13 protein-coding genes are annotated in these 15,632 nt (G+C 73.8%); 10 read left to right on the forward strand and 3 right to left on the reverse strand.

Annotation, left to right across the window (positions count from 1 at the left end; genetic code table 11):
- Positions 1 to 295: 295 nt before the first annotated feature.
- From ACSNOG_RS27275 to ACSNOG_RS27285, 3 genes are all read right to left on the reverse strand, one after another.
- Entirely contained in the window at positions 296 to 1,645 is a 1,350-nt protein-coding gene (locus ACSNOG_RS27275) for a hypothetical protein (RefSeq protein WP_436755357.1), read from the reverse strand.
- Complete coding sequence (locus tag ACSNOG_RS27280; protein ID WP_436755358.1) at positions 1,642 to 2,955, reverse strand: MFS transporter; 1,314 nt, start codon at positions 2,953 to 2,955, stop codon at positions 1,642 to 1,644. Before ACSNOG_RS27280 ends, ACSNOG_RS27275 begins: the two co-directional genes overlap by 4 nt.
- Positions 2,956 to 3,375: 420 nt before the next feature.
- The gene (locus tag ACSNOG_RS27285) at positions 3,376 to 4,380 is read right to left on the reverse strand and encodes a LuxR C-terminal-related transcriptional regulator (RefSeq protein WP_436755359.1); all 1,005 of its coding nucleotides are present in this window, start codon (positions 4,378 to 4,380) and stop codon (positions 3,376 to 3,378) included.
- Positions 4,381 to 5,045: 665 nt separating this feature from the next.
- Here ACSNOG_RS27285 and ACSNOG_RS27290 point away from each other — a divergent pair.
- The 10 genes from ACSNOG_RS27290 to ACSNOG_RS27335 all read left to right on the forward strand — a co-directional run bounded on the left by ACSNOG_RS27290 (position 5,046) and on the right by ACSNOG_RS27335 (position 15,589).
- Complete coding sequence (locus tag ACSNOG_RS27290; protein ID WP_436755360.1) at positions 5,046 to 5,369, forward strand: hypothetical protein; 324 nt, start codon at positions 5,046 to 5,048, stop codon at positions 5,367 to 5,369.
- A 158-nt stretch (positions 5,370 to 5,527) separates the two neighbouring features.
- Positions 5,528 to 5,728, forward strand: a complete 201-nt coding sequence (locus ACSNOG_RS27295) for a hypothetical protein (RefSeq protein ID WP_436755361.1) — start codon at positions 5,528 to 5,530, stop codon at positions 5,726 to 5,728.
- Between the two features lie 280 nt (positions 5,729 to 6,008).
- Positions 6,009 to 6,734: a TauD/TfdA family dioxygenase gene (locus ACSNOG_RS27300; protein ID WP_436755362.1), complete on the forward strand. Its 726-nt coding sequence runs from the start codon at positions 6,009 to 6,011 to the stop codon at positions 6,732 to 6,734.
- A 90-nt stretch (positions 6,735 to 6,824) separates the two neighbouring features.
- Positions 6,825 to 7,859: an AurF N-oxygenase family protein gene (locus ACSNOG_RS27305; RefSeq protein ID WP_436755363.1), complete on the forward strand. Its 1,035-nt coding sequence runs from the start codon at positions 6,825 to 6,827 to the stop codon at positions 7,857 to 7,859.
- Positions 7,860 to 7,923: 64 nt separating this feature from the next.
- Positions 7,924 to 9,330: a KamA family radical SAM protein gene (locus ACSNOG_RS27310; protein WP_436755364.1), complete on the forward strand. Its 1,407-nt coding sequence runs from the start codon at positions 7,924 to 7,926 to the stop codon at positions 9,328 to 9,330.
- The gene (locus tag ACSNOG_RS27315) at positions 9,327 to 10,817 is read left to right on the forward strand and encodes a GNAT family N-acetyltransferase (RefSeq protein WP_436755365.1); all 1,491 of its coding nucleotides are present in this window, start codon (positions 9,327 to 9,329) and stop codon (positions 10,815 to 10,817) included. Before ACSNOG_RS27310 ends, ACSNOG_RS27315 begins: the two co-directional genes overlap by 4 nt.
- Positions 10,814 to 12,016 (forward strand): Ldh family oxidoreductase, encoded by a 1,203-nt coding sequence (locus tag ACSNOG_RS27320; protein ID WP_436755366.1) that lies wholly within the window; start codon positions 10,814 to 10,816, stop codon positions 12,014 to 12,016. Before ACSNOG_RS27315 ends, ACSNOG_RS27320 begins: the two co-directional genes overlap by 4 nt.
- On the forward strand, positions 12,013 to 13,392 hold the full coding sequence (locus ACSNOG_RS27325; protein ID WP_436755367.1) for an ATP-grasp domain-containing protein: 1,380 nt from the start codon (positions 12,013 to 12,015) through the stop codon (positions 13,390 to 13,392). The genes ACSNOG_RS27320 and ACSNOG_RS27325 overlap by 4 nt, the downstream gene beginning before the upstream one ends.
- Positions 13,389 to 14,672, forward strand: a complete 1,284-nt coding sequence (locus ACSNOG_RS27330) for a GNAT family N-acetyltransferase (RefSeq protein WP_436755368.1) — start codon at positions 13,389 to 13,391, stop codon at positions 14,670 to 14,672. Before ACSNOG_RS27325 ends, ACSNOG_RS27330 begins: the two co-directional genes overlap by 4 nt.
- Positions 14,669 to 15,589: a branched-chain amino acid transaminase gene (locus ACSNOG_RS27335; RefSeq protein WP_436755369.1), complete on the forward strand. Its 921-nt coding sequence runs from the start codon at positions 14,669 to 14,671 to the stop codon at positions 15,587 to 15,589. The genes ACSNOG_RS27330 and ACSNOG_RS27335 overlap by 4 nt, the downstream gene beginning before the upstream one ends.
- Positions 15,590 to 15,632 lie beyond the last annotated feature (43 nt).

Consider the following 15,632-nt stretch of genomic DNA (forward strand, 5'->3'; position numbering starts at 1 on the left):
GCGCCGGCCGGGGCGCCGGCAGCTGGGGCGGCGGGGGCCGGGGCGCCGGGATCCGGGACGCCGGGAACCGGGACGCCGGGATCCGGGGCGCCGACAGCCGGAGCTCCGGAAGCCGGGGCTGCGGTGCCGCCAGCCGGGACGCCGGAAGCCGGAGCGCCGACAGCCGCGGCGCCGGGAGCCGGGGCGCCGACAGCCGGGGCTCCGGGAGCCGGGGCCGGAGCGCCGCCGGCCGGAGCACCGGGAACCGGGACGCCCACAGCCGGGACGCCGACAGCCGGGGCGTCGGCAGGTGGCGTCACCGGGTTCCGCCTTCGGTCGTGCGGTGGAAGCAGCAGCCGACCCGCGCTCCCGTCCCCATGCTGACCACGCCCACGTCCGGGTCGCTCACGCCGCGCACGATGGACCCCGCGTAGCGGTCGCCGGCCATGAAGACGCCCCAGTTCAGGACCTGTTCCGCGGCCTCGCCGCCGGCCGGGAAGGGCTCGGGGGCCGGGGCGACCCGGCGCTGCACGACGAAGGGGCTCCGGAGGGCGTCGTCGAGCGCCTCCCGCCACTGCGCCGGGGTCATCGACCAGCCGGTGGCGACGCCCGCCCCGCCGTGGAGCAGGCTGGGCTTGAGGACGAGGGAGGCCTGGTTCTCCAGGCAGTAGGACTCCAGGTCGACGTGGTCTCCGGCCACCTCGACCGGTCCGCGCCGCACGCGCCTGGTCCAGGGGACGAAGCGGTCGACGAGTTCCCGGTCCGCGGGGGACAGGGTCTGCCGGACCTCTTCCTCGCCGAGGAGCGCGAGGGCGCGCTTGTTCCCGTACATCTCGGTGTCGAGCGGGGCGAACACGGTGACGCCGCCGCCCTCGTGGCAGCGCAGGATCGGGTCGAGGAGGCCGAGTTCGCCCTGCTCCTCCAGCAGGTCCTCGATGATGAAGAACCGGTAGACGATGTCGACGGGGCGGCCGCCGGCGAACAGCCGTCCGCCCTCCTCCTTCAGCTGTCCCGCATGACAGGCCACCGCGTCCACGCCGTGGTCCGCCAGCAGCCGGGCCATGAAGCCGAGCCGGCGCTCCAGGGCCGCGAAGCTGCCGGGCGTGTCGACGATCGCGACGAACGGCCGGTCGCCCCACCAGGGCGCGCGAGCGGAGTCCAGCATGACGCGGACGATCTCGCCCAGGGTGTCGGCGTACGCGAGGTGCTCGCGCTCCGCGAAGTCGGCCACCTCCGGGACGTCGAGCAGCGCCCGGTTGATCTCGGCGTTCTCGAAGCCGCCGAGGGCACTGCTGACGTTGAACTCCAGGAGCCGGAATCCGTCGCCGTCGTGGTACAGGTCGGCCCGGCCCAGGGGCACGGGGTCGGCACCCGCCGTGCGGCGCACCGCATCGGCCTGGGAGCGGGTCATCCCCACGAGTTCGCAGTAGCGGCCGAGGTCGCCGTCCGCCACCCGGTCGGGGAGGGTGGTGAGCAGCCGGAACAGCGCCGACAGGTCGCGGCCCAGTCCCTCCTGCTGTGCGTGTTCGAGGAAGACGGGGCGGTCGAGGAACGCTTCGCCGTAGGCGGCCTTGAGGAGTTCCGCGTCCACGGCCTTCCGGATCGCCTCGCCGGCGGCCCGGTGGTCGACGGTCGCGAGGTAGTGCTGTGTGATGCCGTTGGTCACGGCGCCTCCCTGGGTTCGCTGTTGTCTGTGAGGGGTGTGCCGGATGCGGTCGACCGCCGTTCCGTGCCGGGCGGCCGGTGCGCGCCGGTGCGCAGGCCGAACGTCCAGGCGGCGGCGGTCGTCAGGACGCTGAGGACGCCGGCCACGACGAACACCGGCCGCGGGTTCCCGTGGTTCAGCGTGGTGAGCGCGCCGCCGGCGAGGGCTCCGACCGGGCTGGCCGCCAGCGCCGACACCCTGGCCGTGGCGCTGACCCGGCCCAGCAGCTCGCGGGGGACGGCGCGTTGCCGCAGGCTGCGGATGATCACCACGGCCGTTACCGCGGAGGCGCTCATCAGCAGGTTCAGGAGCAGCAGCGGAACCAGGGACGTCGCCAGCCCCTGGGCGGCCAGGGTGATGCCCATGCAGGCCGCGCTGAGCGTGATGAGCACCTCGTGCCGCACCCGGCCGCCCAGCCGGAACGCCACCACCGCCCCGAGCACCCCGCCCGCACCGCCCGCCGCGACGACGGTGCTCACCGCCGAGGCGCCGAAGTGGAGGGTGTCGCGCAGGTAGAAGACCAGGAGGTAGCCGACAGCGAGGAACAGGTTGGCGCTCGCCTGGAGGCACGTCACCACGAGCACGACCCGCAGGGACCGCAGGCAGCGGAACCCCTCGGCCAGGTCCCTCGCCACCCCGCGCAGCGCCGCCGGCAGGGGCGCGGAGGGAGTCCGGCTCGTGCGCCCCCTGCCGCGCAGCACGTGGAGGACGGTGGCGAAGGACACGGCGAACGTGGAGGCGTTGACCAGCAGGGCCACCTGCAGACCCCACAGCGCCGACAGCACACCGACCAGGCCGGGGCCGATGATCTGCGCGCCCTGGTTCGCCGCTTCCAGCAGCGAGTTCGTCCGGACGAGCCGTTCCTCCTCGACCAGGTCGCGCACCGCCACCGTCAGCGCGGTCTCGAAGAACACACCGGCCCCCGCGGCCACGAAGGCCAGGGCGAGGATCACGGGGACGTGCAGCTGGGAGGTGGCCGCGAGCAAGGCGAAGGTGACGAAGACCCCGAACCGCACGGCGTCCATGGCCAGCATGACGTTGCGGGGGTTCAGCCGATCCACCAGTGCACCGGCGGGCAGGCCGACCAGCAGATACCCGACGGTGCGCGGGATGGCGGCCAGCACCGCGGCGTACGGGGACCCGCTGACCTGAAGGACGAGCAGCGGAATCGCGAGAATCGCCAGACCGTCGCCTATCAGCGATACGCTCTGCCCGCCGAGGAATATCCTGAATGCCAGGGGCGAAGGGGGCACGGGCGCTGCCGTGGTCATGGCTTCCGTCACTCGGGCCACCGCCTCTGCCGATCGTTCTGGATTCTGTGGATTCCGAAGCCGCGTAAGGGAAATCGGCACAGGACGGCGGCATCCATCGGCCACGGATTCGCGCTTTACGCGGACTTCGTGGCGCCGCACACGCAGAACACGATGCGATCGGCAATACCCGGGAGGCAACCCTCCCGATCTGGCCGCTAGCGGCCATGGCATTCATGGGCCAACAGAGAAACGGGCCAAACCGGACAGGACTGGCCCGGAGTGACCCGGGAGGAGGAATCCGGCCCAGGAGGAATCCGCCCCGGGAGGAATCCGGCCCGGGAGGATTCCGGCCCAGGGGTACTTCCGAGCCGGGAGGAATCCGGCCCAGGGGTACTTCCGGCCCGGGAGGAGTCCCGGCCTATCGCCTCCGGGGCCGGATCACGCGCGGCTCGAGGGGAGCCAGCCGTTCTGGACCGCGTGGACGCCCGCCTCGAAACGGCTGCGCGCCTCCAGCGCGTCCATCAGCTCGGCCGCGAAGCGCCGGGCCGTGCGGGAGGAGACGCCGAGCCGCTTGGCGATGGCCTGGTCGGTGAGCCCCTCGGCGAGCATCCGGAGGACCTCGCGGTGCTGGCGGGTGAGGCCGTTGTCGTCGCGTTCGACGGTGACGGCGGGGCCCAGGGGGGTGGCGGTCCGCCAGGTGTTCTCGAACAGCTCGCACAGGGCCGTGGTGATGCCCTGGCCCGTGAGGACCACGGCGCCGACCTGGGCGTCTTCGGTGTCCAGGGGAAGAACGGCCTGGCTCCGGTCCGCGATGATCATCCTGATGGGCAGGGTGGGCGCGGTGCGTACCTGGCCGCCGTGCTGGTGCAGCCAGTCGACGTGGTGGAGGGTCGGCTGGTGGTTGCGGACGCTGTCGAGGTAAATGGTGCGCATGGTGACGCCGCGTTCCAGCAGGGCCGCGTTCGGCCCGCGGCTGGCCTCGAGGTCGCTCTCCGTGTGGGCCCCGCCGGGGGCGAAGGTCATGATCTCGTGCTGGACGCCGGCGGCGAGACGGGCGAGCCGGTCGCGTATCTCCTCCGCACCGGTGAGCTGTTCGGCACAGAACCCGACGGAGGGCCCCCGCAGGGCGGAGCACTCGGCGATCAGCTGCGCGGCGGCGGCCCGGGCGGCTTCGACGCGCTCCTGGTGGGCGGCGAGGTCGGCCTGCTGACGAGCGAGCAGCAGGTTCATGGCCTGTTCCGGCCCGAGCACACGGAACGCCGTCTCGGCCTGACCGGACGGCCGGATGAGCGCGAGGGAGCTGAGCCGGTCGAGGCAGCCGCGCAGCGCGTCCTCGGACAGGGCGAGGCGCTGGGAGAGGGCGGTCACCCCGTCGTCGGGGTGGGCCAGCATGGCGCGGTAGACGCGTTCGGTGTCCGTGTCGAGTCCCAGCACAGCCAGCATGGGAGGTAATCCCCTCCGGTCAATGTTCGTGTCCACGGAGTTGCGGAAGTGGCTCGGCGCGGCGGTTTCCGTGATGCTCATGTTACCCAGCTTCCCCGGAAGGGGGTGATATCGGTAGGCGAATCGGCAGATGTCCTACGGAGCGGGAAGCCCTGCCCGGAAGGCCCTACCGGCGGCGGACATGTCCGGAAAACGCGCCCCCACGGCCTCGGTGGTGGTGTATCAATGGTCAGTCGGGCACCGGGCGTACGCACGGGCCCCGCATCCGCGCAGGACGCGTTCGGCTCACGCCCCGGCACCCGGAGCAAGCCCCCGCCCGCCGCCGCTGCCGGGCCGGAATCGGCGCCCGCGAGGGCCACTTGGCGCCACCGTAGGGAACCGACCGCTCAACTCCCCCGTGGACAGCGGGTCGCGGCGCGGCCCGCGTCATCGACGGCTGCCCCGGGTCTCGCCGCGGCCGGTCTCCCTCCGGATGAACCGGCCGGCAGTAACCATCACTCGCATCCATGCCCCGCACCCCGCCAAAGGCCCCGGCACGGATCGGTCCGGTCCGGACCGGACCACCACCACTCCGGACCGGAGCACCACGACTCGGGCCCCGGCCACCACAACTCCGCCCGGACCGCCACGACACGGAAACACGCGCAAGAGGGAAAGGGGGAACCATGTACCTCGTACACGTCCGTCTGCACGGACCTGCGGATGTGCCGCTGCCCGAGGAGACGGGGTCCCTCTTCGCCTGCTGCGCCGGCTCCGGCGACGGCCTGGAACACGTCAGCGTGCACCCGGAGGACCCCGGCGGGCCGGTCGTCGGCCTCTTTCTCACCGCGCCCAGCCTGGCCGCCGCGGAACTCCGGGCCGCCGCGCTTTGCGCGCGCGCCCTCGCCGCCCATTCCCGGCTGGCCCCCTTCCGGACGGCCTCCTGCGGCGCGGCGCTGATTCCGGATTACGGGAACTCCCAGGCCTTCCTTCGGCACTGGACGGGTTAGGACACGACATATTCCGTCCACCCGGATCCCCTTCCACCGGAACCGGTGAGGCGCCAGAGTGGCCGTACCGGCGAGGCGGGAAGGAGAAATCACGCTTCCGGGCAAGCGCCGGCAGTCCATCGAAAGCGCAGAGAGCAATTCACCGAAGGGGGCCTTCTGTGAGATTCAAGCAGACTTCCAGGACCATCGCCGCCGGCGTCATCGCGCTCGGCGCCCTCCTCTTCACCCAGGCGGCCTCCCCGGGCGACACCCCGGCCGGCGCCCCGGTCCGTGCCGACGGTCCGCATCCCGTGACCGTGCCGGTCGACCAGCCGGTCCGCCACGGCCACGACCGCAACGACGTGACCTGGGGCAGCTGAGCTCCGGCACCTTCTCCCCTGCCGCCACCCGGATCCGCCGCGGCCCGCACGTCGTGCCCGGCCGCCGGATCCTTCTCCCGGACGGCGGCGCCGCGCGTTTCGAGCACCCCGGACGCCCCGCACCCCTCGAGGCCGCCTCCCGCGCGAGGCCCCCTCGGGGTGCGCGCCCTCTTCCCGGTGCCTGCGAAGGAGCCCGCCCCGCCGGGGCGGTGGCCCCGCCCGGTGCGCCCGGCCGCCCATGCGCCCCCACCTCAGGAACAGACATGGAGCAGCGCAGATCATGACGACTGCCGAAACATCGCCTACTCAGGAACTCCTCGGTCAGGGCTACACCCTGATCGGGGGCATCACCACCGACGAAGAGGCCGCCGAGGCCCTGCGGGGCTTCGGCGCGCTGATGCCGCAGTACGACGGACAGCTGCGCTACCAGGTGAAGGCCGCCCCCGGCTTCGAGGACCGGCGTTACTCCAAGAGCACCAACACCATCCTGGTGCACACCGAGGCGCCCGGCTGGGACCCGCCGCCCCGGTACCTGGCCCTGCACTGCCGGGTCCAGGCCCGGTGCGGCAGCGGACAGACCGAGCTCGCCGACGCGTACGCCTTCACCGCCTCCCTCGGCGAGGCGGAGCGCCGGGCGGTGCACGGCGAGGGCATCGACTGGGTGGGCCACAACACCGGAGGAACCGGCACCGCCGGCGTCCGCCGCCCCGTGGTGGAGCGCACGCCCGGCGGCCGGGACGTCGTCCGGTTCAGCTACAACCTGCTGACGGCCGGGCACTACGACCCCCCGGTGGATGCCGACGTGCCCGCCGACGAGCTCCCCCTGGGAGCCCTCGGCCGCGAACTGGCCGTCCGCGCCGAGACGTTCTTCCGCGAGCACAAGGTGTCCGTCCTCATCCCGGAGAACTCGGTTCTCGTCTGGGACAACCACCGGATGCTGCACGCCCGCTCCTCCTACAGCGACGCGCGGCGCCACCTCACCCGCTACTGGCTCCAGGAGTCCTGAGCCCGGTCCCCCGCAGCACCGCCACCGGCAGGTGGCGCTCCGACCACCAGCCGGGCCGGCCGGCACCGCTCCCCCGTAGTAAGGAATGTGATGAACGGCGATTCCCCGACCGCCGACGGCCGCGACGCGGCGGCCGCGCAGGAGATCCCGGGCCCCCCGCTGCCCGAGGGCGTCCCCTCCTTCGACCCGGACGACCCGGTGGAGAGCGCCGTGATCCGCCGCCTCGTCGGCAACTGGCACCGCCGGGCCACCGTGAAGCGGGACGAGCCCGACCTCGACGAGCTCTTCGACCCCGAGCGCGCGGACTACCCCGAGCGGATCCTGCCCTTCCACGACCACCCGACCTACCTGGCCCTGGATCCGGCGAAGCGGTCCGAGCTGCTGAGCTGGGCGTGGATCGCGTACAACCGGCACACCGTCATGGCGGAGCAGAAGGTGGCCAACCCCGCCTTCGCCCTGGTCATGGAGGGCGAGTACCCGGGCCTCGGCGGCGAGGCGCTCCACCTGTCGCTGGCCCAGGCGATGGTCGACGAGCAGTACCACACGCTCATGCACCTCAACGCGAGCGCGGTGACCCGTCGCCGCCGGGGCCACGCCATGCCGGACGAGGCGCTGCCCCTGTCCCACACCGCGCGCGTCCACCAGGAGTTGCGGGACCGGGCCGGGGAGCGCTGGGAGCGGTCGCTGACGACGCTGGCCTTCGCGACGGTCTCCGAGATCTCCATCAACGCGTACCTCGACCTGCTCGCCGAGGACACCGCGATCCAGCCGATCAACAGCACGACCGCGAAGCTGCACAACCGGGACGAGTACTGTCACGCGTCCATCTCGCACGTGCTCGCCGAAACGGTCTACGGCCATCTCGACGCCCCTCAGCGCAGGTACTTCCTGGACATGCTGATGGAGGGGCTGGACGCCTTCGTGACCAACGACTACGCGACCTGGCACCGGATCGTCGACCTCGCCGGTGTCGCCGGCGGGCACGAGATGCTCGCGGACTGCCAGGCGGAGGCGGGCCGCAAGCGGCTGGTCCGCGACTACACCGGACTGCACAAGCTGGTCGAGCAGATGGGCGTCGCCGACCAGGTGGACTTCGACTGGTCCCGCTCCCACATCGCCCACTGACGCTGCCCTCGCACACGACCGGTGGCGGCTGACCGCCGCCACTGAGGATCCAAGGGGATTCCCGGTGAAGACCTACTCCCACGAACGTCTGGCGGCGCTCGCCCGCGACCGCGGAATGTCCGACGAGTACCTGCGCGACCTTCGGGTCGTCTCCTCCGTCCTGCCGTTCAAGGTGAACGAATACGTCGCCGACCAGCTCATCGACTGGTCCGCGGCGCCCGACGACCCGATCTTCCGGCTCACCTTCCCGCACCGCGACATGCTCCCGCCGGAGATCTTCGGCAACATCGCGTCGCTCCACGACGGCGGCGCGCCGCGCGACGTCCTGCGCAAGGCCGCCGCCGACGCCCAGGAGCTGCTCAACCCGCACCCCGGCGACCAGCTGGAGGCCAACGTGCCCACGCTGGACGGCCGCAGGCTCGACGGGCTCCAGCACAAGTACGCCGAGACGCTGCTGGTCTTCCCCTCGCAGGGCCAGACCTGCCACGCGTACTGCGGATACTGCTTCCGCTGGGCCCAGTTCGTCGGCGTGGCCGAGCTGCGGCAGGCGCTGCGCGCGCCGGCCGACCTCACCGGCTACATAGCGGCCCATCCCGAGGTGACCGACGTCCTGTTCACCGGCGGCGACCCGATGATCATGAAGACCGAGGTGCTGAAGCGCTGGGTCGAGGCGCTGCTCGACCCGGCCATGGAGAGCGTCCGCACGCTGCGGTTCGGCACCAAGGCGCTCTCCTACTGGCCGGCCCGGTTCACCACCGACGCCGACGCCGACGACCTCCTGCGCCTGCTCGAACGCTGTGTCGCGGCCGGCCGCCACGTCGCGGTGATGGCGCACTTCTCCCACCCGAGGGAGCTGGAGACCCCGGTCGTCCGGGAGGCCATCGCCCGGTTGCGGTCGACCGGTGCGGTGATCCGCGCCCAGGCGCCGCTGGTCGGCCACGTCAACGACCGCGCGGACGTGTGGGCCCGGATGTGGCAGCAGCTCGTGGAGCTGGGCGTCGTGCCGTACTACATGTTCGTCGAGCGGGACACCGGTGCCCGCAGCTACTTCGGCGTCCCCCTCGCCAAGGCCCTGGACATCTACACCGACGCCCTCCGCGGCGTCTCCGGGCTGGCCCGCTCCGCCCGCGGCCCGGTGATGTCGGCGGCTCCCGGAAAGGTGCTGCTGGACGCCGTCAGCACCATCGCCGGAGAGCGGGTCTTCTCGCTGCGGCTGCTCCAGGCCCGCGATCCCCGGCACGTGGGGCGGCAGTTCTTCGCCCGCTACGACCCGGAGGCCGAGTGGTTCGACGACCTCCGCCCCGCGCTGGGCTCCTGGTTCCCCGGACAGCCGGACACGGCCGCGCCGCAACCCCAGGCGCAGGCGCAACCCCAGTCGCAGTCGCAGGCGCAGGCGCAGGCACAGCCTCAGTCACAACCGCAGCCCCAGCCGCAGCCGCAGCCGCAGCCGCAGCGAGCGGGCGTCCGGTGAAGGTCACCGCACACGAAGCCGAGCTGACGCAGCGTCACGTATGGCGCTCGGCACGGGAAGCCATCCCGGTGACGCGCACCGTGATCGTCGAGGTCGAGCAGGACGGCGTGTCCGGCTACGGCGAGGCGTCCTGCTTCATGACCGACCACTACAACTCCGGCCCGGACCGGATCCACGCGGACCTGCGGCGGATCGCACCGCTGCTGGCCACGCTGCACCCGGGCGACCCCGCTGCCGTCTGGCGCCGGCTGGCCGACGCGCTGCCCGGATCGCCCTTCGTGCTCGCCGCCCTCGACACCGCGGTGAACGACCTGCGCGCCCGGCTGCTCGGGATTCCGCTGTGGGAGTCCCTCGGCCTGGACCGGCCGCAGGGGCTGCGCTCCAGCTTCAGCATCGGACTCGACACCCCCGAGACGATGGTCCGCAAGCTGCTGGAGCGGCCGGGCTGGCGCGCGTACAAGGTCAAACTCGCCGATCCCGGCGATCTGAGCATCCTGCGGGAGTTGCGCGGCCGGACCGACGCGCCCTTCTCCATCGACGGCAACTGCGGCTGGGAGCTCTCCCGGCTCGTGCCCGTGCTGCCCGAGCTGCAGAGCCTCGGGGTCGAGCTGATCGAACAGCCCTTCCCGCGCGCCGCCTGGGACGACGCCCGCGCCCTGAAGGAACTCAGCCCGATCCCCGTCATCGCCGACGAGAGCATCACCTCCCCGGCCGACCTGGACGCCTGCACCGAGGCCTTCCACGGCATCAACGTGAAGCCCATGAAGTCCGGCGGCATCACCCCGGCCCTCGCCCTGCTGCGGGCCGCCCGGGAACGCGGACTGATCACCATGCTCGGCTGCATGCCCGAGTCCGCCGCGGGCGTCTCCGCCACCGCCCACCTCGGCGGCCTGGCCGACCACCTCGACGTCGACGTGGTCGACCTGCTCGCGGTGGACACCGGGCAGGGCCTCGCCCTCGACGAAACCGGCCGGGTCACCCTGCCGGACCGCCCCGGCTCCGGATACCTCCCGGACCCCGCGGCCCACGGCTGGTACGTCCACCAGGTGCCGGCCGGCCGCGTACGCCCGGTCCGGCAGCAGGTACCGGGCCCCGGGCGGACGGCGGACGGCTGCGCCCACCCGGAGGACGACCTCCCGGACACGCGGCACCTGGCCGCCCTCCGGCAGGGCCGTGCGGTGGGCGCGGTCTCCCTCCACGCCGGGGACCCGCCGGCCGGGTACGCCGTCCCGGGGCTGCGACCCGGCCGCGGGCGGCGGCTGCGCGACATGGCCACGCTCGACGAGGCGCGCGGCACCGGCGCGGGCACCGCGCTCCTGCGCACCGCGCTCACCCTCGCCGCGCTGGACGGTGCCGACGCCGTCTGGTGCCTCGCCCCGGACGAGGCCCTGGGCTTCTACCGGAAGCACGGCTTCGAAGTCCTCGGCCCGCCCCTCGACATGCCGGGAACCGGCACCCACCACTTCGTGCACAGGAGCCCTCGTTGATCGCTGAAGACCTGACCGGGACACCCGGCGCCACCGAGTCCGCCCCTGCGACCGGGGACCGGGTGATCCACGCGCGGCAGGCGCGCACGCTCGCCCGGGAGGCGTTCGCCGCGGCGGGCCTGTCCGTGGCGGAGGCGGAACAGGTGGCCGACGCACTGGTGGACACCTCGCTGCGCGGCATCGACACGCACGGCCTCCGTCTGCTCCCGCAGTACCTCGGGGAGCTGTCGACCGGAGTGGCCGCGGCGGCGGCCCGTCCGTCCGTCGTACGGGACCGGGGCGCCGGGCTGCTCATGGACGCCGGCGGTTCGCTGGGCGTGCTGGCCGGGCTGTCGGCCGCACGGCTCGCCGCCGAGCGGGCCGCGGAGTTCGGCGTCGCCGCCGTCGGCGTCCGCAACTCGAACCACTTCGGTGCCGCGTCCGTCTACACGCGGAGCCTGGCGCGGAAGGGCCTGGTGGGCATCGCGGTCACCTCCGCCGCGTCCCGGGTGGCGCCGTACGGAGGCGTCGAGCCGCTGTTCGGGACCAATCCCATCAGCGTGGCCGCGGGCAGCGGGGACGAGGAGTTCGCCCTGGACATGGCCACCAGCCAGGTCTGCTTCGGCGAGGTGAAGCAGCGCAGGGCCGAGGGCCGCGGCCTGGACGGCGGCTGGGCGACCGACCGCCACGGGCGGGCCACCGCGCACCCCGACGCGGCGTACGCGCTGTCGCCGCTGGGCGGTTACAAGGGGCAGGGCCTGGCGATGGCCGTCACCCTGCTCGGCGCCGTCCTCACCGGCACCGCTCCCGACTGGCGGCTCTCCCAGGTCGGCGAGGGCAGCGCGGGAGAGAGCCGCGGGATCGGGCACCTGGTGCTCGCCCTGGACCCGGCCGCGTTCACCGGCACGGAGAGCTTCGGCACCGGGCTGACGGACCTGCTGACCACGGTGCGCACCGCGCCCGCCGCCACGGACCGGCCCGTCGTGGCCCCCGGGGACCCCCAACGTGCCCACGCGCGGGCGCGGGAGGCCCACGGCATTCCCCTGGACGCGGGCACCGCGGCGGCGCTCGGCGACCTGGCCGCCCGGCTCGGCCTCCCGGGGCCCGTACCCGTGTCCGGGCCCGCGGCCACGGTGACCGCCGCGGCTCCGCCGGCCACCCCGGCCACCGCAGCCGCCTCAGCCGCCTCAGCCGCCTCAGCCGGGGAGGGTGCCGCGTGATCCTCGTGCTGATCAGCCCGCGTCAGGCGGGGCTCCCGTTCGCCTCGTGGCTGCCGGAGGAGGCGGGCCGGCTGGTGGCGGTCACCGCCGCCGGGGCCTCCGTGGGCCCCGGTTTCGCGGAAGTCGTCACCGTTGCCGACTACACGTGCGACAACGCCGTGCTGGCCGCCGCGCGGGAAGCCGCCCGCCGGCACCGGCCGCGCGCCGTACTGGCCCTGGCGGAGGCCGACGTCGAACGCGCCGCCCTGCTGCGCGGCGAGCTCGGACTGCCCGGCCTCGGCACCGCCACCGCCGCCGCGTACCGGGACAAGGTCCTGATGAAGGGGTACGCGCGGGCCGCCGGGATCCCGGTGCCCGCCTTCGCACCCGTCGGCAGCGTGCGCGACATCACGGACTTCATGGCCGCCCACCCCGGCCGGGTCGTCGTGAAGCCGAGAAGCGGCTCCGGTTCCGCGGGCGTGGTCGTGCTCGACGGACCGGACCGGGCGGCCGCTCTCGCCGAGGAGGTGGCGGGCGGCTCGTACGAGGTCGAGGAGTTCGTCGAGGGCGCCGTGCACCACGTGGACGCCTTCCGGGTGGACGGTGAACGGGTCGCCGCCGTCGCCTCCCGTTACACCGGCGCCGGGTGCCTGAGCCACTGGGACGACGCCCCGTTCGGCTCCCGCAACCTCGACCCCGCCGATCCGCTCCACGAACGGCTGGTCGCGGAGACGTGGCGCCTGATCGACGCGCTCCCCTCGCCGGACACCGTCTGCGTGCACGCCGAGTTCTTCGTCACCGGCAGCGGCAGCGGCAGCGGCAGCGGCAGCGGCAGCGGCAGCGGCAGCGGCAGCGGCAGCGGCAGCGGCAGCAACAACGGCCGGATCGTGCTGTGCGAGGTGGCCGCCCGCATCGGCGGCGGCCCCATCCCCGCCATGCTCCGCCACGTCCTGGGCATCGACCCGCGGGAGCTGTGGGCCCGTGTGGAGTGCGGACTGCCCGTCGCGCTCGACACGGTGCGGGAAGCGGCGCGCACGGCCCCCCGCGCCGCCTTCTGCGGCATCCCGCCGAAACGCGGCAGGGTGCTCCGCCTTCCCCAAGCGCCTCCCGGCGCGCACGACTTCGTCCTCGCCACCCGTATCGGCGACGACTGGAGCGGGGAGCGCTACCGGCTGCGCAAGTCCGGCGACTTCCTGGCCAGCTGGGTGGTGACCGACGCGGACGCCGCCGCCCTGGACGCCAGGATCGACGCCACCGCCGAGCTGGTCGGCGCGGGCTTCGGCTGGGAGCACGCCGGGGAGCCCGCCGAAGAGCCCGCCCCGGCCGCCGCGGCCGCCGCGGTCGCCGCGGTCGCCGCGGTCGCCGGTTCCGGCCCCGCCGAAGGAGGCGCGCGATGACCGCGACCGAGATGACCGCGACCGGCCTGCCGGACGGCCCGTACACGGCCCGCCTGCTGCCGCCCGGCTCCCTCCCGGGAAGCCGCGACTTCGCCGGCCTCGACCACCCCGGCCTCGTCTGGGACGACGCCCGATGGCTGCGTTTCACCGCGCGCACGGACCTCCACGAGGTGCACTGCCTCGAAGTGCTCGAAGGGGGGCGGGTGGTGGCCCTGGCCACGCTGCTGCTCACCCGCGAGGCCGGGGGACTGCTCTTCTACGACGCCCCGCGGCTGGCCGGCACGGCGTCGCCCATGGCCGAGCCCGCGCTCCTCGACCCGGCCGACCGCGAACGCTGGGACGAGCTGACGGCGGCCCTGCCCGAAGGCCGCCCGGACCACTACCCCTCGCTGGCCCTCGCCACCTTCGGCAACCACCACGGCGTGGTCCACGCCCCCGGGCGCTCCCCGCGGCAGCGGCAGGCGGTCATGGCCGCGCTCCCCGCCCTCCTCCAGCGGGCCGCGGCCGGACTGGGCTGCCGCAGCACCGCCCTGCTGTACGTGGGCGAGCCCGACGCCGACGCGGTGGACGCCGCCGCCGGCCGGGCCGGATACCGCGCGGCGCTGCTCGGCGCCGAGGCCGTGCACCACCTGGACGCGGAGGACTGGGAGGAGTACGTGGCCGGGCTCAGCAGCCGCCGCCGCAGAGGGCTGCGCAAGGAGGTCGGAGCGTACGAGCAGGCCGGCTTCCGCACCGTCGCCACCTCCGGCCCCGCGGCCGTCGACGACGAGGTGATCGCCCTCCAGGTGGCGCACCGGGCGAAGTACGGACTGCCCGGAGGACACGAGCGCGTCCGCCGCGACTTCGAGGCGCTCCGGGAGGACATCGGCGCATCGTGCGTGGTGCTGGGCGCCGTCCGCGACGGCCGGACGCTCGGCTTCGCGCTGTACCTCAGGGCAGGCGACTCGCTCTTCCTGCGGACCGTGGGCTTCGCCCCCGAGGCCGCGGGCTGCTACCTCGCCCTCACCTACCACGAGACGGCCCGCTGGGCGCTGGACAACGGCATCCGCCGCATCCACTACGGGCTCGCCACCTACGAGGCCAAGGCCCAGCGCGGCTGCGCCCTGCGGCCCCGCTGGGGCTGGTTCGCCTTCCACGGGCCGGACGCCGGGACCTACCACGACGTACTGGACCTCCAGTCCCGCAGCGTCGAGCGCCGCCTGGAGCTGGCCGGCAGCCCGGCCGCCCCCGTCCCCTCCCGTATCCCCTCCCCCTCTTCGCACTCCGGAGCCCCACGATGAAGCTCACGCCCACCGGCACCATCTGGATGGACGGGAAGTTCGTCCCCTGGGACGAGGCCCAGGTGCACGTCCTCACCCCCAGCCTCCACTACGGATGGGGCGTCTACGAGGGCATCCGCGCCTACCCCACGGCGCAGGGACCGGCCGTCTTCCGGCTGCGCGAGCACCTCAGGCGGCTGCACGACTCGGCACGCGTCTACCTCATGGATCCGGGCCACAGCGTCGACGAACTCGCCGAGGCGAGCCTCGAACTGCTGCGCCGCACCGGCCTGGAGAGCGGCTACCTCCGCCCCCTGGTCTACCTCGCGTACGGCACCATGGGCGTCGCGCCCCGGCTGGACAGCACCAGGGTCGCCGTCGCCGCCTGGCCCTGGGGCTCGTACCTGGGGGAGAAGGCGGAGCAGGAGGGCTGCCGGCTGATGGTCAGCAGCTGGCAGCGCAACGGCGTCCACTCGGTGCCGCCGCTGGCGAAGGCGACCGGCGCGTACGTCAACTCCGCACTGGCCAAGGTCGCCGCGGTCCGCGCGGGGTACGACGACGCCCTGATGCTCACTCCGGGCGGGCACGTGGCCGAGGCCTCCGCCGCGAACGTCTTCGCCGTACGGGACGGAGTGCTGATCACCCCGCCGGTCAGCGACAACATCCTGCCCGGCATCACCCGGGACACCGTCATCACGCTCGCCCGCGACCTCGGCCACGAGGTCAGGGAGCAGAGCCTGACCCGTAGCGAGCTCTACGTGGCCGACGAGGCGTTCCTCACCGGCACCGCCGCCGAGATCGTCCCGGTCGCCTCCGTCGACGACCGCCCGGTCGGCGACGGAGGCTGCGGACCGGTCACCCGGCTGCTGCGCGAGGCCTTCCAGGACGTGGCCCACGGCCGGGTGGCCGACCGCCACGGCTGGCTCACCCACGTGTGAGAGCTCCTCGTCTCCCTCCTCCTCTCCCTCCCCCTCCCCGCCC

The sequence above is a fragment of the Streptomyces sp. URMC 124 genome, assembly GCF_051386455.1.
Lineage (GTDB): Bacteria > Actinomycetota > Actinomycetes > Streptomycetales > Streptomycetaceae > Streptomyces.

What these genes read in the sequence shown, in the direction of transcription:
- ACSNOG_RS27280 (WP_436755358.1), bottom strand. Translation starts at nt 2,955, where the DNA reads ATGACCACGGCAGCGCCCGTGCCCCCTTCGCCCCTGGCATTCAGGATA.
- ACSNOG_RS27285 (WP_436755359.1), bottom strand. Translation starts at nt 4,380, where the DNA reads ATGCTGGCTGTGCTGGGACTCGACACGGACACCGAACGCGTCTACCGC.
- ACSNOG_RS27290 (WP_436755360.1), top strand. Translation starts at nt 5,046, where the DNA reads ATGTACCTCGTACACGTCCGTCTGCACGGACCTGCGGATGTGCCGCTG.
- ACSNOG_RS27300 (WP_436755362.1), top strand. Translation starts at nt 6,009, where the DNA reads ATGACGACTGCCGAAACATCGCCTACTCAGGAACTCCTCGGTCAGGGC.
- ACSNOG_RS27305 (WP_436755363.1), top strand. Translation starts at nt 6,825, where the DNA reads ATGAACGGCGATTCCCCGACCGCCGACGGCCGCGACGCGGCGGCCGCG.
- ACSNOG_RS27330 (WP_436755368.1), top strand. Translation starts at nt 13,389, where the DNA reads ATGACCGCGACCGAGATGACCGCGACCGGCCTGCCGGACGGCCCGTAC.
- ACSNOG_RS27335 (WP_436755369.1), top strand. Translation starts at nt 14,669, where the DNA reads ATGAAGCTCACGCCCACCGGCACCATCTGGATGGACGGGAAGTTCGTC.